Below are 23,205 nucleotides of genomic sequence, written 5' to 3' on the forward strand. Positions count from 1 at the left end.
GCCCTGCCGCCAGGGCACCCGCAGGAACAACGCGTTCCGACAAAGATTGACTGCTGGCCCTTGCCGAAGCCGGCGGGCTCGCTCATCCATGGCGTACAGACAACAGCCTGGAACCCGTGATGACCGATGCCGCCCTTCATCTCGTCGAAGCGACGATCCACCAACTGCGCCGCGCGCTCGATGGCGGCACGGTCACCAGCGTCGAGCTGGTCGCGGCGCATCTCAGGCGGATCGCGCATTTCGACCGGCATGGCATCAGCCTCAACGCCGTCCCGGTGCTCAATCCGTCGATGTTCGAAGAAGCAGCGGCTTCCGACCAACGCCGGCGCAACAATGCCTTGCTCGGGCCGCTCGACGGCATCCCCTACACCGCCAAGGACAGCTACAAGGTCAAGGGCCTGACGGTCGCGGCCGGCTCGCCGGCCTTCGAGCATCTGGTCGCCAATGAGGACGCCTTCACCATCGCCCGGCTGCGCGCCGGCGGCGCGGTGCTGATCGGCCTCACCAACATGCCACCGATGGCCAATGGCGGCATGCAGCGCGGCGTCTATGGCCGCGCCGAAAGCCCCTACAATGCCGATTACCTGACCGCCGCCTTCGCCTCGGGCTCGTCCAATGGCTCGGGCACCGCAACGGCCGCCAGCTTCTGCGCCTTCGGGCTCGGCGAGGAGACTTGGTCGTCCGGCCGCGCGCCGGCCACCAACAATGCGCTGGTCGCCTACACGCCGTCGCGCGGCGTCATTTCCGTGCGCGGCAACTGGCCGCTGCCGACCATGGATGTCGTGGTGCCGCACACGCGGACCATGCCTGACATGCTCGAACTGCTCGACGTGATCGTCGCCGACGACCCGCAGACGCGAGGCGATTTCTGGCGTGCGCAGCCTTGGGTCGCACTGCCGAAAAGCTCTCAAGTGCGGCCGCAGCGCTATACCGATCTGATGCTTGCGGGCGCGCTGAAAGGCAAGCGGCTCGGCGTGCCCAAAATGTATATCGGCCGCGACAGCGAGGCCGACAAACCGATCGAAACCCGTGCCTCGGTACTCGCCCTGTGGGAACAGGCAGCGGCCGATCTGAAGCGGCTTGGCGCCGAAGTGGTGGAGGTCGATTTTCCCGTCGTCTCCAACTACGAGCGCGACCTCCCCGGCGCCCGCACAATGGTCGAGCGCGGGCTGGTGCCGCCGGATTTCGCCGACCGCGAAATCTGGGATCTCTGCATCTGGGGCTGGGACGATTTCCTGCGCGCCAACGCCGACCCGGTCCTGCCCGATCTCGCTTCTGTCGATGGCCCGAAGATTTTCCCGCAGCCGCCCGGCACGCTGCCCGACCGCTATGAGGGCGGCTTCGACCTGGCGGACTATGTCGAACGCGCCAAATCCGGCATCACGCCCTTCAGGGACATCCCGACGCTTGAAGACGGCCTGAAAGGGCTGGAAACGACACGGCGGATCGATTTCGAGGACTGGCTCGACGCGCAAGGCATCGACGCCGTGGTGCTGCCCGCCGCCGCCGATGTCGGCCCGGCCGACGCCGACATCGACGAGGCGTCTGCGGACCTCGCCTGGCGCAACGGCACCTGGGTCGCCAACGGCAATCTGGTCTGGCGCCATTTCGGCATCCCGACCGTCACCGTGCCTATGGGCACCATGGCCGACATCGGCATGCCGGTCGGCCTGACCTTCGCCGGCAAGGCCTATGACGACGAAAGCCTGCTGCGCATGGCCGGCGATTTCGAGCGCGCCACCCAGCGCCGCACAAGCCCGCCACGCACGCCCGAGCTGGCCGATGACGTGTTTTCAGGACGGAGCGCCAAGGCCGGTGGCAGCGCGGCGCCGCGACTTGCCATCGCGCTCGCCGCTGAGACACGCAATTCCGGAGATCAGGACGAGATCACAGTTACGCTCGACCTGCCTGTTGAGCCAACCGAAGCCCAAAACGCCGACGTCAAACTCCATGTCAACGGAGAGCCGGTCGCGATGCAGCGGGCCGGGGCGCGCTTCAGCGGGCGTGCACTCATGCCGGCCGCCGAGCATCAGCGCCTCCACAGCGTCTGGCGCGGCTCCTATGGCTCGATCGTGACAGTGGTGGTACGGCTGGAAGATGGCCGCAGCGCTGGTGGCTATCTGGTCACCGGTGGGATTGGATGAGAGCCGACCACTAAGAAGGCAGCGAAGCCAGCCATTCTTCCCACCATGGTTGGTCTTGACCGACCGTCACGGAAATCCTTCCGGCGTCATCCGCTGGCCGAGCGACTCGCCACAAAGGCCAAGTCCCGCTGAATGACGTCTCGTTTGTCCTGCGACAAGCCGACAAGCAGCTTTTCATCGAGATAACCCGCGCGAATGAGCTGCGCAAACACGTAGAGAAGCTGGGAATAGCGGTAATCGAACGTCCGATCGATGTCCCGCCGCCGTTCGCGCAAATAGTCTTCCAGCTCCCACATATCGGAGGGCTGTGTCACCGCACCGGCCTTGCTTTTGAATTCGGCCATCGTCTTGGCGAGGGCCGTCTCAAGAGCCGTATCGAAGGCATGGCGCGCGAGCTTCTTCTCGGATATGGACCAGTTGAAATCACTCATTGGATATCTCCGTAGATGTCCCAGCGAATTCGGCCCAGTTTTTCACAGGACTTCGCGTGCCGCTACCCCCGCGCCGCCCACAGCAAACCACGCTCGACAATCAGCGCCATTTCCGGCACCGCGAACTCGTCCGCAGTGTGTCCAAGCGAACTGTAGAACACCTTTCCCGCGCCATACCTTCGCTTCCAGACCACCGGCATGACGACACCATCGATGCCCGGGAAATGCGCGTCGCTGAAGGTCGTCGTCGCCAGCACCTCGTTGCTCGGGTCGACATGCATGTAATACTGCTCCGACCGGTAGGCGAAATCACCGACGCCTCTGGTAATCGGGTCGTCGGGCTGAGTGATCACCACCTGATAATCGATGATGTTGCCGGGGTGCGCGACCCATTGGCCGCCGGTCATGAACTGGTAGTCGGGCTCGTTGCGGAAACTGTCGCCCATCGTGCCGTGGAAGCCGCCGAGGCCTGTTCCCCCGCGAACCGCGGCGGTCAGATTCTGCAGCTCGGCCTTTTCGATCGTCGACATGGTGATGGCAGGTACGATGAGATCGAAGGAAGGCAGTTCCGGATCGGCGAACATCGCCGTACCCTGGCCCAGCGTGACATCGAACCCGTTGCGCTGAAGCAGCGCGCGGACGACGTTGGCGCTGCGTTCGGGCGTGTGGCCTTCCCAACCACCCCAGGCAATCAAAGCCTTCTTCGCCATGCCGTGAACCTCCTGAATCGCCAACCGCGATCGATGGTTACATGGCGCGACCGTCAGCGCCAGCCCAGGGCCGGCGCGACATGGGTCAGGATCGCCTCGATGACGTGGGCGTTGTAGTCGACGCCGAGCTGGTTGGGCACGGTGAGCAGCAGCGTGTCCGCCTCGGCGATCGCCTCGTCCTGCGCCAGCTCCTTGATCAGCACGTCAGGCTCGGCGGCGTAGCTGCGGCCGAAGATCGCCCGCGTATTTTCCTCGATGAAGCCGATCTGGTCGCGGCTCTCGTTGCCGCGGCCGAAATAGGTGCGGTCGCGGTCGTCGACCAGTGCGAAGATGCTGCGGCTGACCGAGACGCGTGGCTCGCGCTCGTGGCCGGCCGCTTTCCACGCCTCGCGATAGATCCGGATCTGTTCAGCCTGCTGGATGTGGAACGGCTTGCCGCTTTCGTCGAATTTCAGCGTCGAGCTCTGCAGATTCATGCCGAGCTTGGCCGCCCATTCCGAGGTGGCGTTGGTGGCCGCGCCCCACCAGATGCGCTCGCGCAGACCTGCCGAATGCGGCTCGAGCCGAAGCAGGCCGGGCGGGTTGGGGAACATCGGCCGTGGATTGGGTTGCGCGAAACCCTCGCCGCGCAGCGTGTCGAGAAAGACCTCGGCGTGATGCCGCGCCATGTCGGCGTCGCTTTTGCCTTCCTGCGGCTGGTAGCCGAAATAGCGCCAGCCATCGATCACTTGCTCTGGCGAGCCACGGCTGATGCCGAGCTGCAGCCGACCGCCGGCGATGATGTCGGCGGCACCCGCATCCTCGGCCATGTAGAGCGGATTCTCATAGCGCATGTCGATGACCGCAGTGCCGATCTCGATGCGGCTGGTCTTGGCGCCCACCGCCGCCAGCAGCGGGAACGGCGAAGCGAGCTGGCGGGCGAAATGATGCACCCGGAAATAGGCGCCGTCAGCGCCGAGCTGCTCGGCAGCGACGGCGAGATCGATGGATTGCAGCAGCGCGTCGGAAGCCGAGCGCACCTGCGATTGCGACGAGGGCGTCCAATGCCCGAATGACAGGAAACCGATTTTTTTCATGGCCCTGAAGTATATGCGAGCGGCACTTGCTTCAATGCCAAAACAGCAGGGTTACACACCGTCGCCTTGCACCATACTCTGGGCTTGAACGCCGTGGAGAGTGGAATGCTGAGAGGGACGCGAATCGTCGAGATCGAAGCGCTCGGGCCGGCGCCTTTCGCCGGCATGTTGTTCGCAGATCTCGGCGCCGATGTCATCGTCGTCCACCGCAAGCAGGCGCCTGTGCCTGGCCTGCCCGAACGCTCGCTGCTCGATCGCGGCAAGCGCTCCATCGCGCTCGATCTCCGGGATGCCGGGGATGTCGCCGTGCTGATGCGCCTCATCGCCACCGCCGAGGGCCTGATCGAGGGATTTCGGCCTGGCGTCATGGAGCGCCTCGGCCTCGGCCCGGAGGCCTGCCTTGCGGCCAATCCAAGCCTGGTCTACGGCCGCATGACCGGCTGGGGCCAGGACGGCCCCCTCGCCCGCACCGCCGGGCATGATTTGAATTATACCGGCGTGTCCGGCGCGCTGTGGTACGCGTCCTTGCCGGGCGAGCCGCCCATGGCGCCGCCGACGCTCACCGGCGACATAGGCGGCGGCGCGCTTTACCTGGTGATCGGCATGCTGGCCGCCATCATGAGCGCGCGTGCCGGCGGCCAGGGCACGGTGGTCGACGCGGCGATCGTCGACGGCTCGGCCCACATGATGAATCTGCTGATGGCGCTCGGCCAGTCCGGCGCGCTCGTCGCCGAACGCGGCCAAAGCCTTCTCGACGGACCGCACTGGTGCCGCGTCTATCGCACCGCCGATGACGGTTTCATCGGCGTCCAGTGCATCGAGCCGAAATTCTACGCGCTGTTTCTCGACAGGCTCGGCCTCGCCGCCGATCCGCAATTCGCCAAGCAATTCGACCGTGATCTCTGGCCGGAACTCGGCAGCCGGCTGGCGGCGATCTTTGCCGCAAAACCGCGCGACGAATGGACCAGCCTGTTCGAAGGCTCCGACGCCTGCGTCTCCCCCGTGCTCAATCCATGGGAAGCAGCACAGCATCCGCACATGGCCGCGCGCGGCTCCTGGCTGGCGGTGGACGGCGTCCTGCAGGCAGCCGCTGCTCCGCGCTTTTCCGGATGGGCGCAAAAGACGCCGATGATAGGTCCCGCGCGCGACGAACACGGCACCGAGATTCGCGCGGAACTGGCGGGTCCCGATGCAAACCGTTGAAATCAGGCAGTTTCAGGCTGCTGGAATTGCTATTGGCTGCCGGGCCCGGCACTGGCTTGTGCTGATCGCCAAGCGGCCAGCTATTTCCCGCAATGATGATCGTTGATCTTGTTCAACGCGTTCGCATCCGGCCCGACCCGGTGGTAGGAACAGGCGCCCGCTGCCGTCGTGAACAGTTGTTGGTCGTAGTAGCGCGGACCGCCGAACAGGAAGCCGATGAGATCGTCATCGGCGGGAACGTAGCGTTCCGGCTCGGCCTGGTGGTGGCGATGCCTGGACCCGGCGAATGCCGACATTGACATGCCACAGGCCATCGCCACGGCAAGAGCGCAGATCGCAACCCGTTTCGTCGTCATCGGCAACACCCTCCTGGCCATTCGCATTTCCTATAGGCAAAAATCACCAGCCGAACAAAGGTTCCCCGGCAACGGTTCGCCTGCCGGCGATTTGCCTGCGCCGCAGCGAACTGTACAGCGCATCACACGCGCCAGGGTGTGTCGAGACACACCCGTCAGTCTGTCTGGATCCAGACAGACTTGGTCTCCAGATACTCATGCAGATGCTCGATGCCGCCCTCGCGTCCATAGCCGGACATCTTCATGCCGCCGAACGGCACCGCCGGGTCGATGGCATGGTACATGTTGACCCAGACCGAGCCGGCCTTGATGCGGCGCGCCAGCTTGTGCGCGGTGCCGAGATGCGTGGTGAAGATGCCGGCGGCGAGCCCATAGGGCGTCGCATTGGCGCGCGCCACCGCTTCGTCGAGCGTGTCGAAGGGCATAGCCGAGATGACTGGTCCGAAAATCTCTTCCCGCGCAATGGTCATCTTGTCCGATACCGAACCGAAGACGGTCGGCGCGATGAAGTTGCCGCCGTCATAAAGCGCGCCTGTCAGCCGCGAGCCGCCGGCGACCAGTTTCGCGCCCTCGTCGCTGCCGGCCTTGATATAGGCCTCCACCTTGCCGGCCTGCCTGGCATTGATCAGCGGCCCGATTTCGGTTTCCGCCTCGATGCCGTGGCCGATGCGCAGCCTGCCGGCGAATTCCGCGACGCGGCGCACGAACTCGTCGTGGATTTCGCGCGCCACGAACAGCCGCGAACCGGCGATGCAGATCTGCCCTGAATGCACGAACACCGCCATCGCCGCGACCGGAACGGCCTTGTCGATGTCGGCGTCACGGCAGACGATGATCGGCGACTTGCCGCCGAGTTCCAGCGAAAGCCGCTTGAGGTTGGTCACACCCGCCCGCGCGATCGCTTGTCCGGTCAGCGTCGAGCCGGTGAAGACGATCTTGTTGACGTCGGGATGCTCGGCGAGCCGCGCGCCGGCCTCCGCCCCGGTACCGGTGACGATGTTGACGACGCCGTCGGGCGCGCCGGCTTCCTGCATCAGCCGGGCGATCAGCAGCGGCGTCAGCGACGCATCCTCGGAAGGTTTCAGCACGATGGTGCAGCCGGTGGCCAGCGCCGGCGCGATCTTCCAGATCGAAGCGGCGGTCGGCGCGTTCCAGGGAATGATTGCGCCGACGACGCCGACCGGCTCGCGTCTCGTGAAGGAGACGATCTCGCCAGGGATCGAATTCTCGATCGCCTCGCCATGCAGCGCCGTCGCCATGCCGCCATAGAAGCGCAGCATGCCGATGACACGGCGCCGGTTGGCCAGCGTGCGCGTGATCGGCAGCCCCATGTCGAGCGTGTCGGAAACGCTGAGCTCTTCCCAATGCGCCTCGAACAAGTCGGCGATGCGCAACAGCACGCATTGCCGCTCATAGGGCGAGAATTTCGACCACGGTCCTTCGAAGGCCGCGCGTGCGGCGGCCACCGCCGCGTCGACATCGGCCGCCCCGCCGCGCGGCACCGTGGCCAGCACCTCGCCCGTCGCCGGGTTCAGCGCCTGCATCTCCTGGCCGGACCGCGCCGCGACCCACTTGCCGCCGATGAACATCGGCCGGAATTCGCCATGGTAGAGCGTCGTGGCCTTCGCCCTCGGGTCGAAGTTGAGCGTCATCTCTTCCTCCTCACGAACTCCGCCGCGACTATTACTCCCGGCGCGGTCGACCTCAACAAGGAAAGGTGAGCTTGGGCTCCATGCCGGCAACGTTTAGCACCGCAAGCGTCGCCCGGGCGGGTGTCGGAAGCAGGGTGCCAGGCGCCCGCTCGCATGGCGAAAGAAGGATGGTTCAGTCGAAGAAGCCCGCATCCTCTTCGCTGAGATACTTCCTGGCCGCTTCGGCATCGATATCGAGCCCCAGGCCCGGCGCTTCGAGCAGGTCCACCATGCTGTCCTTGACGATCTGCGCCGGCAGGCCGATCACCAGGTCCTCCCACCACGGGTCCGAGGCACTGGGATATTCGAACGCCACGTAATTTGCCGGCAAGGTGGCGCAGACATTGATCAGCGCGCCGAGGCCGAGCAGGCCGTTCGCGGTACCGTGCGGCGCCATCAGGATCGAGTGCATATAGGCGTGCTCGGCAACCCATTTGAGCTCGGCAATGCCGCCGATATCGGCCGGGTCCGGACCGATCACCCGAACCGCCTGCGTCTCGATCAGTTCCTTGAAATTGTGTCTGAGATAGATCTGCTCGCCGGTATGGATCGGCGTCGAGGTGGAGGTGGTCAGCTCGCGATAGGCCTGCGGATTGACCCACGGCACATAGTCGCCGGTCAGCATGTCCTCGAGCCACATCAGATTGTACTTCTCGACCGCGCGAGCGAACTTGATCGCATCGGGCAGCATCCAGCCCGGGCCGCAGTCGAGCGCCAGGCTGACCTTGTCGCCCAGCACTTCCTTCATCGCGATCACGCAGTCGAGCATGTGATTGAAGCCGCGCTCGCTGATCACGCCCTGATCCATGGCGCCGTGATAGCCGGCCTTCTTCTGCGTCACGCCGTAATGGAAGCCCTCGATGCTGTCCTTCATGTTGGAGTGGAACGAGATTCCCTGCTTGACCATGAAGAAGTTCTGCGGCTGCTCCATCATCCATTTGACGTCGGCGGCGTAGTCCTCCGGCCGGTCGCCGGCGCGCTTGCGGCGGATCGAGCCGTTGTAGACCCGCACCTTGTCGCGCACCTTGCCGCCAAGCAGTTTGTAGACCGGCACGCCCGCCGCCTTGCCGGCGATGTCCCACAAGGCGTGCTCGATGGCGGAAACGGCGGCGCCATAGGGCTTGAACGAGCCGCGCTGGCGGATCTTCAGCATCACCCGCTCGACGTCGGTCGGATCCTCGCCGATCAGCGCCTCGCGGAAATGCAGCACAAAGGGCTTGAGATAGGTCTTTGTGAACTCGACTTCGCCCAGGCCGTAAAGGCCCTCGTCAGTGACGACGCGAACGATGGGATGCCGCCCGATGACGGCGCAGCGCAGGTCGGTGATCTTCATGGCGCAGTCCTAGTTCACAGACGAGAAAGCTGTCGGCGTGAGCAGCTGGCTGCTGATATTGGCAATGATCTGCCCGTCGCGCTCAGACTCGTCCCGGGCCCTGTGCCATGTCGGATCGGTGACGAAAGCCGACCATTTCGCCTCACGCTCGGCCAGCGATTCCCAGGCGAGGAAATAGGTGAGGCGATTGCTGTTTTCGCCGATCGCCGTGGTGAAAAACCCGGCTTGGCGGATGCCATGCCTCTCCCAGATGGCCAGCGTTTGGTCGGAAAAGCGCTTGAGCAAAGCCGGCAGCCTGCCCGGCAGGCAGTCATAGATACGCAGTTCGTAGATCATGATTTCGTCCGTTTCTCTCTTCGCCTCTCCTAGGGAGAGGTCGCCACGAATGGTCGGGTCGTTGGCCCGGTGAGCCTGGGGCGAATGATGGCAGGGGGTCTGGCCTAACTCCAGGTCCGGTCCCAGCTATATTCACTGTCCCAATGCTCGGTGGATTGCCATACCCCCGTGACACCGGGCTGCAGATGCTGACTGATCACCTCGTCGACCACATCGTCTATACCCAGCCCCGGCTTGTCGGGCACGATAATGACGCCATCCTTGACGAGCGGCTTGGGCAGGCCGGTGACGATATCGTCCCACCAGTCGACATCGGCGGAATGGTATTCGAGCGCCATGAAGTTCTCGGTCGCGGTGGCGACATGCGCGGCGGCCATCGCGGCGATCGGACTTTCGGCCATATGGATGGCCATGGCGATGCCGTGATCCTGCGCCATGTCGCCGATCTTCTTGGTCTCGAGAATGCCCCCGCTGGTGAGCAGGTCCGGGTGAATGACAGAGAGGCCGCCGCTCTTGAGCAGCGGCTCGAAGCCCTCCTTGAGGTAGATGTCCTCGCCGGTGCAGATCGGCACCGTGGTGGCCCCCTGCAATTGTCGGTACTGCTCGGTATGTTGCCAGGGGATCACATCCTCCAGCCAAGCCGGGACGTATTTCTCGATACGGCGCGACAGGCGTATGCCGTCCTGCAGCGAGATGTGGCCGACATGGTCGATGGCGAGCGGGATCTCGTATCCGATCACCTCGCGAACCTCGTGGATGTACTGCTCGAGCAGATCGATCCCCTTTTCGGTGAAATGCAGGCCGGTGAACGGGTGCCGCACGTTCTGCGCGTCGTAGGCGAGATTGCGGACCTTCCGCTCCTCAAGCGTGCCGCCACGGCCGCGCGGATTGGCATGAAACCCTTCGAGCGCGCCGGCGGGCGCGGACACGGCGCCCGGGACATGGGCGATCTGCATCAAGCCCAGGTCCATCTTGAGGAAGGTGAAACCGCGGTCCATGCGCTGCTTGAGGCGCTTTCCGGTTTCGGTGCCGCTCGGTTTCTCGGCATCGGTATCGCAATAGACGCGCACCTGATCGCGGAACTTGCCGCCGAGCATCTGGTAGATGGGGACGCCATAGGCCTTGCCTGCGAGATCCCAGAGCGCGATCTCGACCGCCGAGACGCCGCCGCCTTGCCGGCCGTGACCGCCGAACTGCTTGATGCGGCGAAACAGGCGATCGATGTCGCAAGGGTTCTCGCCAAGCAGCCGGCTCTTCAGCATCAGCGCGTAGGTGGCGCTGGCACCGTCACGCACCTCGCCGAGCCCGACGATGCCCTGGTTGGTATAGATCTTGAGCAGCGCCGAGGTGAACGGCGCGCCGACGATTTCGGCCACCCGCATGTCGGTGATGCGAAGGTCGGATGGCTTGGAATTCGCGTTGACCCGATTGAGAGCCTCGCCGGCTCCGCCCGTTTTTGGCATGATTTGTCCTCGTTCTGGTCGGGGGCTTGTCGCTCCCCAAGCGCGTGCCGAAGTTGAGCCTTGCTAGCTCAGCTCGATCTCATGGGCTTGCAGGTAGTCGCGGTTCATCTCGACACCGAGACCAGGCTTCGACGTCAGCTTGAGGCTGCCGTTCGAAACATCGAGCGGTCTGTCGATGAGGTGATCGTATTTGCCCAGGTTCCACTCCGACGTTTCGAGCTTGTAGAAGTTCGGAACGGTCATCATCACCTGCGCCCCCGCGACCACGTTGATCGGCCCCGCGGCATCATGCGGCGAGACCGGGATGTAGTAGGCTTCGCACAGGGCGGAAATCTTCTTGAGTTCGGTAATGCCGCCGGTCCAGGTGACGTCAGGCATGATGTAGTCAGCGAGCTTGTTTTCGAGCACCGGCACGAAATCCCATTTCGTGTGGCCGCGCTCGCCCCACGAGATTGGGGCGCTGACCTTGTCACGCACCTGCTTCAGGGCATTGAGGCTCTCGGGCGGACAGGGCTCCTCGAACCAGTCGATCTGGCCCGCTTCCTCGAGGCTGCGGCAGAGGCGAATGGCGGTGGGAACGTCGAAGCGTCCATGCGCATCGATGAGGATGTCGACGTCGGGACCCGCCGTCTCGCGGATCAGCGCCGTGAGTTCGGCCGCTTCGCGCTCGTCCTTGCGGGTCATGCCGCCATCGAGATAGCCGTCCCGCTGCTCGCGCGACAGCCCATCGGCGCCGCGGCCCTGATGCGGGAAAGGATCGAATTTGAGCGCGGTGTGCCCGGATTCGACGATATCGCTGATTTCGCGGACCACAGCCTCCTTGCTGGTGAACTTCGCCTGGTTGGGATGGGTGTAGAGCGCGATTTCCTCGCGCACCGGTCCACCCAGCAACTCGTAGATCGGCTTGCCGAGGACTTTGCCACGGATGTCCCAGAGAGCTATGTCGATGGCGCTCACGCATTCGACGGCGGCGCCGCGGCTGCCCATATAGGTGAAGCTGCGGAAAATCTTGTGCCACAGATGCTCGATGCGCGCCGGATCCTCGCCGGTCACGGCCGCGCCGATCTGTCGCAGGATCGTGCAGAGCGCACGGTTGGCCAGCTTTGTCGTGGTGGTAATCTCTCCCCAGCCGCTCACCCCTTCGTCGGTCGTCACTTCGACAAACAGGTACTCTCCCCAATAAGACGCATCGGATTTGATCAGCCACGGCCGAATGCTCGTGATTTTCATCTCTCAACTACCCTTATCTGGAAGACCCGAAGAGCGGTGTTCCGGGCCGATTGTTCTACCCTGCCCGCGCGGCGTTGCGCGCGCGCATGTGTTCGAGGACATGCCGCCCGGAGCCCTCGACATGGCGCGCGATGAGTTCGGCTGCCTCGTCGGCATTTCCCGCCTTCACATGCGCGATGAGTTCGCGGTGCTCGCGAATGATGGCGGCACGCCGGGCGAGCGTGAAATTGAAACGCCGGCTCACGGCGCGCAGCACTTCGCGATGCTTCCACCAAAGCTCGGCGGCATGGCGGTTGTAGTGCCGCTGGTACATCACGGTGTGAAAGGCGGTGTCCAGCTCGCTGTGCCTGAACGTGTCGGCGAAGTTGTTCTCTTCGATCAGACCTTGAAGACGTTCGAGTTCGGCGATGTCCTCGTCTGTGGCCATGCTCACGAACCATCGCGTCAGGGCCGGCTCGATCAGCACACCGATCTCGTAGATATCGCGGACAAAATCCTGGTCTATGGGCCGCACGCGCGCCCCGCGATTGGGGAGAAAGGTGACAAAGCCTTCCCCACGCAACAGTTGCAGGGCCTCGCGCACGGGATTGGTCGAGGTGCCGTGACGCCGGGCCAGATCGGTGACCACTAGCCGCTCGTTGGCGGCGAGCCGGCCCTCGATGATGTCCTCCCTGATCAGCTCATAAAGCGAGGCGCCCTCGCTCGAGGCCCCGAGAGGATCGATCCCCGCGGGTGGCTCTGCTTTGAATTCCCGCGTTTCGGCCAAGGCCGGTTCCCCCTTCAATGAATACACGCCTTTTTCGATATCACGCACGATTTCCATAAACAATGTACGATTTGTTGCGTTGACAGCCAATCTGCGATCTGAAAACGTGTAAAGCGTTCGAAGGGATACATTTGAGGAGATGTTCCCGCGGCCGACGAATAAAGCCGCCCGCCTCGATGTAGAGCGGCATGGGAGAGAAACCTGGAGGATACCTATGACGAGGTTCACGCTCGGCGGTGCCGTCCTGCGCGGCACTGTCTCCACTGCATTGATCGCATCGTTGATGTCCGCACCGGCTCTGGCTGCTCCGCCGGTCGACTTGAGCAAGTGGTCGCCGGAATATGTGCGCTCCATTGCGGGCACGCAGGAATTTGACACGGCGGCCGATTGTGCCAAGGTCACCCCGCTCGACTACAAGGGTCGACTGACCTTCTGGTATCAGGGCGTGTTCGAGGGCGACCCCGATCTCTTGCGCCAGTACTACAAGGATTTCTTCGCGACCTTCCGCAAGACCTATCCGAACATCCAGCTCGAGGAACAGGCCCTCACCTACAACGACCTCCTGGACAAGTTCCGCACGGCGCTCCTTGGCAATGCGGCGCCGATGGCGGTCCGCCTGCAAATCCTGGGCGGCACCGAGTTCGCTTCAAAGGGCTATCTGCAGCCGCTCAAGCCCGAGGATGTAGGGTATTCGACGGATGATTTCTGGCCCGGCGCCATGAAAGCCGTGTCCTGGGACGGCGTGACCTACGGCATTCCAACCAACAATGAAACGATGGCGTTCATCTGGAATGCCGATATCTTCAAGCGCGCGGGCCTCGATCCGGACAAGGCTCCGGCAACCTGGGACGACGTCGTCAAATATTCCAAGCAGATCCACGACAAGCTCGGCATTGCCGGTTACGGCCTCGTGGCTCGCAAGAATGCCGGCAATACCCCGTATCGCTTCATGCCTCAGTTGTGGGCCTATGGCGGCGGCGTCTTCGACGAAGCCAAGGCGAACCCGACCTATCAGCAGATCGAACTCGACAGCCCGCAGAGCAAGGCGGCGCTGCAAGCCTCTTACGACATGTATGTCCGCGACAAGTCGGTTCCGGTTTCGGCGCTCACCAACCAGCAGGCCGACAACCAGCCGCTGTTCCTCGCCGGCCAGCTCGGCATGATGATCTCGCACCCGTCCGACTACAATGTCATGCTCGACCTGCAGAAGAAGGCGACCGGCACCGACAAGGACAAGGCGCAGACCGTCATCGACAACATGCGCTACGGCCTTATCCCGACCGGCCCCGACGGCAAGCGCGCGGTCGTGTTCGGCGGCTCGAACATCCACATCCTGAAGCCCGAATATGTCGAGGGCGGCAAGGTGGACGAGCCGGCCGCGAAGGCCATCATCTGCATGTGGTCGAGCCCTGAATGGTCGCTGAAGATGGCTTATGCCGGCTCGAATCCGGGCAACCTCAACGGCTTCAAGACCAAGTGGATGAAGGAACGCCTCGACAGCATCAAGTTCCTCGATGTCACGACCTCAATGCTGCCTTACGGCATCCCGTTCCCGGCGCTGCCGCAATCTCCCGAGATCATGAACATCATCATCCCCGACATGCTGCAGAATGCCCTGACCGGAGCGATGACCGTCGATCAGGCAGCGGACGACGCGGCCAAGAAGGTGAAAGACCTGATGGGCGGACTCTAGTCCGAGCCTGACCTGCGATCCTGACCGGCTGCTCCGAGGTCAGCCGGTTCGTTCCGAAGAACAAGGGCACGCCAAAGTGACGATCGTGACCGGCAAGGCCGAGGCTCGCCGAAGATTGCAACCCGGTAGAGCCGGCGTGCTGCGCAAGATCTGGGAGCATCGCGCCGACTACGCGTACGTGCTGCCCGCGATCGCCGTGATGCTCGTCGTCATCGCCTATCCGATCTACTACACGATCGAGCTGTCATTCTTTAATACGCCGCCTGGCCTGCAGCTTCGCGACAAGACCTTCATCGGCTTCAACAATTACACCGTCATCCTCACCAGCGCGGTGTTCTGGAAGGTCACCTGGAACACGTTGATCTGGACGGTGGGGTCCACCGTCATCTCCTTCGTCCTGGGGTTTGCCGCCGCGCTGGCGCTTCACCGCGACTTTTTCGGCCGAGGTGTCCTGCGCGCCATCCTGATCATTCCTTGGGTCATCAGCGCGGTCGCCGCCTCCTATATCTGGAAGTGGATCTACCATTCGGACTTCGGCATCATCGGCGCGGTGCTGGTCGGCCTCGGATTGGCCGACCGGCCGCCGAATTTCATCGACAGCGTCTCAACGGTGCTGCCCTCCCTGATCGTCGTCAACATCTGGCGCGAATTTCCGTTTGCCATGATCATGATGATGGCAGGCCTGCAGACGGTTCCCGACCAGTTGCTGCGCGCCGCCAAGGTCGACGGAGCCAATGCATGGCAGCGCTTCTGGCACGTCACCTTCCCGCATTTGAGCAATGTCTCGACAGTGACGATCCTGCTGCTGGCAGTCGCCAACTTCAACTCCTTCATCATCCCCTGGATCATGACCGGCGGCGGGCCGTCGAACGCATCGCATATCTGGATCACCCACATCTATGAGCTCGCCTTCGGCCGGCAGCGCTGGGGGGTGGCATCGGCCTATTCGGTGCTGCTGTTCATCATCCTGATGACGCTGGGCTACTTCTACGTCCGCGCGCTAAGCGGCAACGGCCGCAAGGATGGGAGCGCATGAGCACGATTGCCGAGACTCCTCCTCGAGGCCGGGCCCGTCGCCGCATGCGCATAGACGGATGGCGGTGGGGCGGGCGCATCTTCCTCGTGTTCATGCTGCTTTACACCGCGTTGCCGATGGCCTGGATGCTGATCACCTCGATCAAGTCCGGCTTCGCCGCGATGCAATTCCCGCCGCAATGGTGGCCTGACCAACCGACCCTCGCCAGCTACCAGAAGCTGCTCGATCCGCAGAACAGTGTCGGCCAGGACTTCCTCCGCTTCTTCTGGAACAGCCTTTTCGTCTCCACCGCCACGACTGTCCTTTCGGTGATCGTGGCGGTTCCCGCGGCCTACGCGTTTTCGCGCTTCACCTTCCCGGGCCGGAACTTCCTGTTCTTCACCGTCTTGCTTCGCAACATGTTCCCGGCGGTGACCTTTCTCGTGCCGCTCTTCATCCTGATGCGCGCGATCGGGCTGGTGAACACGCATGGCTCGCTCATTCTCACCTACCTGACATTCGGCCTGCCGCTGGCGATCTGGCTGCTCAAGGGCTTCTACGACAACATCCCGGTGCAGCTCGAGCAGGCGGCGCGCATCGACGGGGCAACGCGGTTCCAGGCCTTCATCCTGATCGTGATGCCGCTCTCGACGCCGGGCATCATCGCCACGGCGATCTATTCCTTCATCGGCGCGTGGAACGAGTACATCTACGCCTACACCTTCCTCTCCAAGAACGAACAGTTGACGCTGCCGGTCGGCATCCAGCGCTTTTTCTCGGAAAACACGACGGACTTTCCAGGCCTGATGGCGGCCAGCTTCATGATGAGCGTCCCCGTCGTGGTGCTGTTCCTCGTCCTGCAACGATACTTCGTACGCGCCCTTACAGAAGGCGCGGTCAAGCACTAGGGAGTTGCCGATGGCCCATGTGGTCCTCAAGGATCTCGTCAAGACCTATGGCGGCTTCAAAGCCGTCAACGAGGTTTCGCTGACCGTCAATGACGGCGAGTTCGTCGCGCTCGTCGGCCCCTCTGGCTGCGGCAAGACGACGACGCTCAACCTCATCGCCGGGCTGATCCCGATCACGTCGGGCGACATCGTCATCGGCGACCAGGTGGTCAACGGTCTCGACCCCAAGGACCGGGACATCGCAATGGTGTTCCAGAACTACGCGCTCTATCCGCAAAAGTCGGTCTACATGAACCTCGCCTTCCCGCTACAGATGCGCAAGCTGCCCAAGGCCGAGATCGACAAGAAGGTCCGGGAAGCGGCGCGGGTGCTCGACATGACGCAGTTGCTCGAGCGCAAGCCGCGCGAACTTTCTGGCGGGCAACAGCAGCGCGTGGCGCTCGGCCGCGCGCTCGTTCGGGATCCGGCGGTGTTCCTGATGGACGAACCGCTCTCCAATCTCGACGCAAAGCTGCGCGTGCAGATGCGCTCCGAAATCAAGCGGTTCCATCAGGACCTCAAGGCGACGATCGTCTATGTGACGCACGACCAGCTCGAGGCCGTGACCATGGCGGACAGGATGGCTGTGATGAACGGCGGCTATCTGCAGCAATATGATTCGCCGGCGCAGGTTTTCGCGCATCCAGCCAACATGTTCGTCGCCAGCTTCGTCGGCAGCCCGGCGATGAGCCTTATTCCGCTGGAGGCTTCGACGGCAAACGGCGACACCGTCCTGAAGAGCGCGGAAGGCTGGAGCATCGAGCTGTCGCAACGCAACGCGCGCAAGGCCCAGAGTTCGACCACCAGGAAGGTCGTGCTCGGTGCGCGACACTCGACGATCAAACTCCACAAGGGCGCGATCCCCGGCGCCATTCCGGCCAAGGCCTATACGGTGGAACCAACCGGAGACGTCACCTTCGTGCAGGCGCTGCTCTCCGGCGCCATCGTCAACATCAGCGTGTCCCCAAACATTGCCGTCAAACCTGACGAGCAGATCTGGCTCGAGTTCGACCAGGAGCGGATGCACCTGTTCGACGGCGAAACTGAAATGGCTCTCGAGGCCGCCTGAGACAGGCGTTTGGGACGCGGGCGTTGATGACGACGAAGCTCAAGATCACTGCGATCAAGCCCTACCCGGTGTGGGTGGGAACACGCAACCAGATGCTGGTGAAGGTCGAGACCGACCAGGGCATCTTCGGCTGGGGCGAGAGCGGCCTGAGCGGCCGCGAGAGAGCCGTGACCGGCGCGGTCGAGCACTATCGCGAATTCCTCATCGGCCGCGATCCCCTGCAGATCGGCCGCATCTGGCAAGAGGCATACCGCAGCCAGTATTTTGAAGGCGGGCGCGTTTTGCAGGCGGCGATCTCCGCCATCGACATCGCGCTTCACGACATCAAGGGCAAGGCGCTGGGCGTGCCGGTCTACGAATTGCTCGGCGGCAAGCAGCGCGACCGCATCCCCACCTTCGCCTCGACCGGAGACGAGGCCGAGGGCGATGTTGCCATCGAGCGAGCCCGCGAATTGTACGAACAGGGCTGGCAGGCGATCCGCTTCTTCCCCGCCGGGCAAAGCAGCAAGGACATCTTCGAGCCGCGCGAGTCGATCGGCGTGACCGCGCGGATGCTGAACAAGGCCCGCGAGGCCCTGGGCGACGAGGTCGTCCTCGGCATCGACTATCATCATCGGCTGTCGGTGGCCGAGGCGGCGAGCTTCTGCAACAAGCTCGGCCGCGGCGTGCTCGATTTCCTCGAGGAGCCGATACGCGACGAAACCCCGGAAGCCTACGAATCCCTGCGCACGATGACCGACATCCCGTTCGCCATCGGCGAGGAATTTGCCAGCAAGTGGCAGTTCCTGCCCTACATCGAGCGCGGCATCCATCAGTTCAACCGGCTCGATGTCTGCAATGTCGGCGGGCTCACCGAAGCGATGAAGATCGCTGGCTGGAGCGAGGCGCACTATGTCGACCTGATGCCGCACAATCCGCTCGGCCCGGTGTGCACGGCCGCGACCGTGCATCTCGCCGCCGCGGTCCCCAATTTCGCCTGGCTCGAGACCAGGGTGCCGGAAAGAAAGCTGGGCTTCGACAGTTCCGAATTCTTCCCCGTGCAACCGCAACTCGACGGCCCCGCCTATCCGGTCGGCGATCTCCCGGGGCTCGGCGTCGAGGTCAACGAGGCGGCGATCCAGGCGCAGAGCTTCCGCTTCTGGGAAGCGCCCCACCTCAAGCGCCGCGATGGTTCTGTCACCAACTGGTAGTTCAATTTCAACCGGAGTCCACCATGACGCATACCTCCGACATCATCCGGCCGCCCAAGGACCTGATCGAGGGATTGAGGGAGATCGGTGCGGCGACCGTTGCCGGCACGCTCGGCCACATGGGCTTCCGCAATCCGCACATGGTCGGACCGGTGGCGCAGAACCACGGCAAGTCGATCGTCGGGCCGGCGCTGACGCTGCAGTTCCTGCCGCAGCGGCCGGATCTCTTCAACGAGGGAGAATATGCCGATCCGGAGACGCAACTGCATCGGCATGTGCTCTATCACGCCCAGGACGGCGACGTGGTCGTGGTCGACGCGCGCGGCGACATGAGCTCTGGTGTCTTCGGCGATATGATGTCGACCTACTTCAAGGGCAGAGGCGGCGCCGGCATCGTCATCGATGGATGCATGCGCGACAGGCCCAATGTCGAGAAGCTCGACCTGCCGCTTTGGCTGCGCGGTTGGACGCCCAACTATCATGTGCAGACCAGCATCTATCCCAATGCCGTCAACGTTCCGATTGCCTGCGGCGGTGTCACGGTGATCCCCGGCGACATCATCGTTGCCGACGATGATGGCGTCGTGGTGGTTCCTGTCGCAATGGCCGCAAAGGTCATCGAGGAAGCCAAGAAGCATCACGATTGGGAAGAATTCTCGCGCGAGAAGCTCCTCCAGGGCGCCCCGTTGCAACGCTATTATCCGCTGCATGACGACGCGCGCGCAGAGTACGAGGCGTGGCGCAAGAAAAACGGCTTGGGGAACCCAAATTAACGCAGGGGTCACCCGCGGCGGGTGTCAGCCCTTCCGGCAGCGCGATGGCCCTCGCCGTATCGTCGGCCGATATTTTGAGCCCGCCTCGCCCACAGGTGGGCTTACAGAAAACGGGACGTATCGAGCAGCTCGGCCACGCCGTCCAGTTCCTTGTGTAGGCGATGCCAGCGACGGTCGAGATAGACCAGCGAATGCGCCTCCGGAGGGACCTCGTCCGGCTGTACCTCGCCCTCCAGCAGCTCCGCCGCGACCAGCGTCGCGCCCTCGATCGGCAGCAGGCCGAGCCGGCGTGCGCGAAACCAGGTCGAAACGCCGGTATAGCGCGGTTCCCCCGTGGGCAGCCGCGCCCAGGCGCCCCCGGGCGGGAAGCGTTCCGCGCCGCTCGACGCGCAGAGTTGCGCCAGGTCGATATCGGTGAAGCGGAGCAGGTGGATCACCATGGTCTCGGCCCGCAGCAGGGGCTCGGACGAAGTCGATTTCATCGAAAGCGAGAAGGCGACGACCGGCGGCGCGGCACTCACCGAGATCAGCGAGGACACGGTCATCGCCACCGGCCTGTCGCCGGGATCGGCCGTGATCACGGCGACGCCCGCCGGATGGCGACGAAAGGCTTCGCGGAAGGCGTTGGTCATCGGATGCGGCAAGCTCATCGACGTATCTCAGCTCCACTTTGAAAGGAGGCCGGGCGGCGTCTCCCGCCCGGCCCTTCGGACTACTTCTTCTCGATCAGGTCGTAGAACTGCCAGACGCGGTCGCTCCACATGCCGCCGATGTCGCGGCCGGCCGAGGTGACGATCGACGGCGCGATCGTGAAGTGGTTGGCCGCCACCATCATCTCGCGAAAGGTGCGCTGGATCACACCGGCGCGCAGCGACGCGCCGCCACCCGCGCGGTAAGCGAAGTTGCAGATATCGACGCCAACTTCGTGAATCTCGGACTTGGCCAGATGGACAAGGCTGATCTGCCGCGTCGACATCCTGTTGCCGGCCTCGACCGTCGCCTCGACGTCGCGCCAGGTTTCGAAGACAAAGGCGCGGGCGGCACGATAGCGGGCCTCCGCGCGGCCATAGTCATGCCAGAACTTCTCGCTCTCGCCGATTAGCCCGGCGCGGCCCGACTTCGAGCGGGCGAATTTGGCGATCTCGTCCAGCATCCGCCGGCCGGCACCCAGAGCCCAGCCCGTATGGCCGATGGCGGCGAGGCCTACGACACCGAGGCTGAAGAACTCCTTCTGGCGCAGCGGCGGCGCGGTCAGGATCGGGAAGACGAGATCGTCGGCGATGAAGACGTCCTCGGCCGCATAGTCGATGGAGCCGGTGCCGCCGAGGCCCAGCACGTCCCAATTGCCGAGCTGCTTGTGCTCGGAGATCGGCGCATGCGCGCACATGACGATGACATTGCCGTTCTCGTCCTTGGCGGGCTTGCCGGTGCCGTCGTCGACGAAGGCGGCGCTGTGGCTGTAGGTGGCGTGGCTGAAACCGCTGCCATAGCTCCACTTGCCGTTCAGCCGGTAGCCGCCGTCGACCTTCTTCAGCATGCCCAGCGGCGCCCCCTGCCCCGAGAAACGGTTGTCGGTGCCCGGCGCGAAAAGCCGCGCGACCGCGCTGTCCGGCAGGAAGGCCGCCGACATCGCGCCGATGCAGCAATGCACCATCGAAACCCAGCCCGCCGATCCCGAATGCCAGGTGATCGCTTCGATCAGTTGAAGGCCCTGCGTGGGTGGCAACTGCGCGCCGCCAAGGCTCTCGGCGGCGAAGATATGCGACATGCGCAGCGGCTTCAGCGCCTCGAACGTAGCCTGGATCAGTTCGCCGCTCTCCTCGTCGGCGGCGGCATTGGCTTCCAGGATCGGCCCGATCTCGGCGATCTTCTCCAGCAGGTCGCGATGGTCGACGGTCGTTCCCCATGAGCCATGCTTGATGGGTTTGTTCATCGTTCTCTCCTCCTTGTTTGAAATGTGATCAGCCGGCGAGGAAGTCGCCGATCTTGTTCAGCGTTTCGGGTTTTTCCTGCATGACGAAATGGCCGGCATCCTCGACCAGGATCAGGCGTGCGTCCGGGAGCGCCTCGACGAAGAGTGGCGCCTGGCTGGCCGGCAGCAGACGGTCCTTGGTGCCCCAGACGACCAGCGCCGGATTGGTGATGCGCGCCAGGAAGCGGCGCAGATTGGGGTGGCCCATGCCGAATGGCGCCAGCAGGCGGCCCAGCGTCTCGCCTTCGCGGGCGCGATCGGCGCCGAAGGCCTCGGCAAAGGCCGGGTCCGAGCCGTCGGGGAAATAGCGCAACGCCACCGAGATGTCATGCGACAGAAAGGCCGGCAGTTCCTGCGGCGCGACCGCGCCGAGATCGGTCGCCGGGTGCGCGGGATCATTGAGCCCTGCCGGCGCGATCAGCACCACCTTGTCGAAGCGCTCGCGGGCAAGGCCGGCCAGCTCCGTCGCCATCCAGCCGCCCATGGAAAAGCCGATGAGATGAGGTTTTTCCGACAGTTTCAGGGCATCGAGCAGGTTCAGATAATGCAGAACCATGTCGGACATCCCAGCCACATGCGGCGCGGCACCCGAAAAGCCGAAGCCCGGATGGCTGGGGCACAGGACGCGGAAACGGTCGGCGAGACCTGCCGCAAAGTCGAAACCTTCCAGCGTCGAGGCGCCGTGCAGGAACAGCACGGGTTTGCCCTTGCCGATGGCCTTCACCACCGTTTTTATGCCGCCGACATCGTAGTCGAGCGTGTCGAGATGAACGGTCATTCTCATTTCTCCTCAGGCAAGGTCAGGCTGGATCAGCACTTTGCATTGCGTCGTGCGGCGGCGAAGGCTCTCGAAGACCTGCGGAACCGGCGAGAGGTCGATCCGATCGGTGATCAGCGCCTGCGGCGCGAAAGGTCCGCCGCGCAGCGCATCGAGGGCGACGCCGAACTCGTTGCGCTGATGGAAGAAGACCGAGAACAGCAGGTTCACTTCCTTGGTCAGCGCGACGAACGGGTCCCATTCGTCGCCGCCGATGCACAGGCCGACGCCGACCACAGTGCCCTGCAGCCGGACCGCCTTGACCGCCGCGTCGATGAGGCCGCGCTTGCCGACGCATTCGAAGACGATATCGGGCGCACCGTCGCAGAGATCGGCAAGGTTCTCTGCCAGCCTGTTGCCCGATAGCGCGAAACCGGTCGCACCGAGCGCCAGCGCGCGGTCGCGCTGATGGCTGTGGATATCGGCCACGACCACGCACGACGCCCCCATCCGCCGCGCCCAGAAGGCGACGAGCAGGCCGATCGGTCCGGCGCCCAGGACCGCGACGCGGTCTCCCGGTTTCATGCCCGAGCGCACGATGCAGTGCAGCGCGACCGAGAGTGGTTCGGCCAGCGCGCCGTCCTCCAGCGCCACCTCTTCGGGCAAGACATGGCACTGGCGCGCGGCGACGGCCGCGTATTGCGCATAGCCGCCACCAATCAGCACCATGTCGGGGCAGCGGCCCGGATCGCCGCGCCTGCAGGCCTGGCAGTGCCCGCAGCCGCGCATCGGCACGACGGCAACGCGATCACCGACCCCAAGCCCCGCCACCCGTGATCCCAGCGCGATGATGTCACCGGCGAACTCATGGCCGAGAACGAAGCCTCCGCCGATGCCGAAAGGCACCGGATCCTCGGTGATGTGCAGGTCGCTGCCGCAGATGCCGCAAGCGGCGACACGCAGGACGACCTCGTCGGGCGCCGGCGCCGGGTCCGGCACCGTGCCGACGCGCAGCGGACTGCCGACCGTATCGAAGATGGCTGCTTTCAT

Annotated in this window: 22 protein-coding genes; 8 read left to right on the top strand and 14 right to left on the bottom strand. The window is 64.0% G+C overall.

What is annotated here, in order from left to right; genetic code table 11:
• Nucleotides 1–119: 119 nt before the first annotated feature.
• The gene (locus tag FJ546_RS13405) at nt 120–2,144 is read left to right on the top strand and encodes an amidase (protein ID WP_140889761.1); all 2,025 of its coding nucleotides are present in this window, start codon (nt 120–122) and stop codon (nt 2,142–2,144) included.
• Nucleotides 2,145–2,230: 86 nt separating this feature from the next.
• On the opposite strand, the gene FJ546_RS13410 is transcribed toward FJ546_RS13405, so the two are convergent.
• The 3 genes from FJ546_RS13410 to FJ546_RS13420 all read right to left on the bottom strand — a co-directional run bounded on the left by FJ546_RS13410 (nt 2,231) and on the right by FJ546_RS13420 (nt 4,361).
• Nucleotides 2,231–2,575 (bottom strand): hypothetical protein, encoded by a 345-nt coding sequence (locus tag FJ546_RS13410; protein WP_140889762.1) that lies wholly within the window; start codon nt 2,573–2,575, stop codon nt 2,231–2,233.
• Nucleotides 2,576–2,637: 62 nt separating this feature from the next.
• Nucleotides 2,638–3,285 carry a ThuA domain-containing protein gene (locus FJ546_RS13415; RefSeq protein ID WP_140889763.1) on the bottom strand — a complete coding sequence of 216 codons (648 nt, stop codon included), beginning with the start codon at nt 3,283–3,285 and terminating at the stop codon, nt 2,638–2,640.
• A gap of 53 nt (nt 3,286–3,338) precedes the next feature.
• Nucleotides 3,339–4,361 (bottom strand): LLM class flavin-dependent oxidoreductase, encoded by a 1,023-nt coding sequence (locus FJ546_RS13420; RefSeq protein WP_140889764.1) that lies wholly within the window; start codon nt 4,359–4,361, stop codon nt 3,339–3,341.
• Between the two features lie 105 nt (nt 4,362–4,466).
• Between FJ546_RS13420 and FJ546_RS13425 the strand changes: the two genes are divergently transcribed.
• Complete coding sequence (locus tag FJ546_RS13425; RefSeq protein WP_140889765.1) at nt 4,467–5,564, top strand: CaiB/BaiF CoA-transferase family protein; 1,098 nt, start codon at nt 4,467–4,469, stop codon at nt 5,562–5,564.
• 80 nt (nt 5,565–5,644) lie between these two features.
• Here FJ546_RS13425 and FJ546_RS13430 read toward each other — a convergent pair whose 3' ends face one another.
• The 7 genes from FJ546_RS13430 to FJ546_RS13460 form a co-directional block, all read right to left on the bottom strand.
• Entirely contained in the window at nt 5,645–5,920 is a 276-nt protein-coding gene (locus FJ546_RS13430) for a hypothetical protein (protein ID WP_095793388.1), read from the bottom strand.
• Nucleotides 5,921–6,075: 155 nt separating this feature from the next.
• A complete protein-coding gene (locus FJ546_RS13435) occupies nt 6,076–7,572 on the bottom strand; it encodes an aldehyde dehydrogenase family protein (protein ID WP_140889766.1) in 1,497 nt (498 codons plus the stop codon).
• 172 nt (nt 7,573–7,744) lie between these two features.
• Nucleotides 7,745–8,944 (bottom strand): mandelate racemase/muconate lactonizing enzyme family protein, encoded by a 1,200-nt coding sequence (locus tag FJ546_RS13440; protein WP_140889767.1) that lies wholly within the window; start codon nt 8,942–8,944, stop codon nt 7,745–7,747.
• 9 nt (nt 8,945–8,953) lie between these two features.
• Nucleotides 8,954–9,280, bottom strand: a complete 327-nt coding sequence (locus FJ546_RS13445; protein WP_095775051.1) for an NIPSNAP family protein — start codon at nt 9,278–9,280, stop codon at nt 8,954–8,956.
• Between the two features lie 104 nt (nt 9,281–9,384).
• Nucleotides 9,385–10,743 carry a mandelate racemase/muconate lactonizing enzyme family protein gene (locus tag FJ546_RS13450; protein WP_140889768.1) on the bottom strand — a complete coding sequence of 453 codons (1,359 nt, stop codon included), beginning with the start codon at nt 10,741–10,743 and terminating at the stop codon, nt 9,385–9,387.
• 63 nt (nt 10,744–10,806) lie between these two features.
• A complete protein-coding gene (locus FJ546_RS13455; protein ID WP_140889769.1) occupies nt 10,807–11,973 on the bottom strand; it encodes a mandelate racemase/muconate lactonizing enzyme family protein in 1,167 nt (388 codons plus the stop codon).
• A 55-nt stretch (nt 11,974–12,028) separates the two neighbouring features.
• Entirely contained in the window at nt 12,029–12,739 is a 711-nt protein-coding gene (locus FJ546_RS13460) for a GntR family transcriptional regulator (RefSeq protein WP_140889849.1), read from the bottom strand.
• A 214-nt stretch (nt 12,740–12,953) separates the two neighbouring features.
• On the opposite strand from FJ546_RS13460, the gene FJ546_RS13465 reads away from it, so the two are divergent.
• From FJ546_RS13465 to FJ546_RS13490, 6 genes are all read left to right on the top strand, one after another.
• On the top strand, nt 12,954–14,432 hold the full coding sequence (locus FJ546_RS13465) for a sugar ABC transporter substrate-binding protein (RefSeq protein ID WP_140889770.1): 1,479 nt from the start codon (nt 12,954–12,956) through the stop codon (nt 14,430–14,432).
• A 76-nt stretch (nt 14,433–14,508) separates the two neighbouring features.
• Nucleotides 14,509–15,468, top strand: a complete 960-nt coding sequence (locus tag FJ546_RS13470; protein ID WP_140889771.1) for a sugar ABC transporter permease — start codon at nt 14,509–14,511, stop codon at nt 15,466–15,468.
• The gene (locus FJ546_RS13475) at nt 15,465–16,355 is read left to right on the top strand and encodes a carbohydrate ABC transporter permease (protein WP_140889772.1); all 891 of its coding nucleotides are present in this window, start codon (nt 15,465–15,467) and stop codon (nt 16,353–16,355) included. Before FJ546_RS13470 ends, FJ546_RS13475 begins: the two co-directional genes overlap by 4 nt.
• Before the next feature lie 10 nt (nt 16,356–16,365).
• Nucleotides 16,366–17,463: an ABC transporter ATP-binding protein gene (locus FJ546_RS13480; protein WP_140889773.1), complete on the top strand. Its 1,098-nt coding sequence runs from the start codon at nt 16,366–16,368 to the stop codon at nt 17,461–17,463.
• Nucleotides 17,464–17,489: 26 nt separating this feature from the next.
• Nucleotides 17,490–18,653, top strand: coding sequence for a mandelate racemase/muconate lactonizing enzyme family protein (locus FJ546_RS13485; protein WP_140889774.1), 1,164 nt, complete (start codon nt 17,490–17,492; stop codon nt 18,651–18,653).
• A 23-nt stretch (nt 18,654–18,676) separates the two neighbouring features.
• Nucleotides 18,677–19,426, top strand: a complete 750-nt coding sequence (locus FJ546_RS13490) for a ribonuclease activity regulator RraA (protein ID WP_095789860.1) — start codon at nt 18,677–18,679, stop codon at nt 19,424–19,426.
• Between the two features lie 101 nt (nt 19,427–19,527).
• Here FJ546_RS13490 and FJ546_RS13495 read toward each other — a convergent pair whose 3' ends face one another.
• From FJ546_RS13495 to FJ546_RS13510, 4 genes are all read right to left on the bottom strand, one after another.
• Nucleotides 19,528–20,076 carry a flavin reductase family protein gene (locus FJ546_RS13495; protein WP_140889775.1) on the bottom strand — a complete coding sequence of 183 codons (549 nt, stop codon included), beginning with the start codon at nt 20,074–20,076 and terminating at the stop codon, nt 19,528–19,530.
• 62 nt (nt 20,077–20,138) lie between these two features.
• Entirely contained in the window at nt 20,139–21,359 is a 1,221-nt protein-coding gene (locus FJ546_RS13500; RefSeq protein WP_140889776.1) for an acyl-CoA dehydrogenase family protein, read from the bottom strand.
• A gap of 28 nt (nt 21,360–21,387) precedes the next feature.
• On the bottom strand, nt 21,388–22,176 hold the full coding sequence (locus FJ546_RS13505; RefSeq protein WP_140889777.1) for an alpha/beta hydrolase: 789 nt from the start codon (nt 22,174–22,176) through the stop codon (nt 21,388–21,390).
• Between the two features lie 12 nt (nt 22,177–22,188).
• On the bottom strand, nt 22,189–23,205 hold the full coding sequence (locus FJ546_RS13510; protein ID WP_140889778.1) for an alcohol dehydrogenase catalytic domain-containing protein: 1,017 nt from the start codon (nt 23,203–23,205) through the stop codon (nt 22,189–22,191).

The sequence above is a fragment of the Mesorhizobium sp. B2-4-19 genome (genome assembly GCF_006441315.1).
GTDB lineage: Bacteria > Pseudomonadota > Alphaproteobacteria > Rhizobiales > Rhizobiaceae > Mesorhizobium.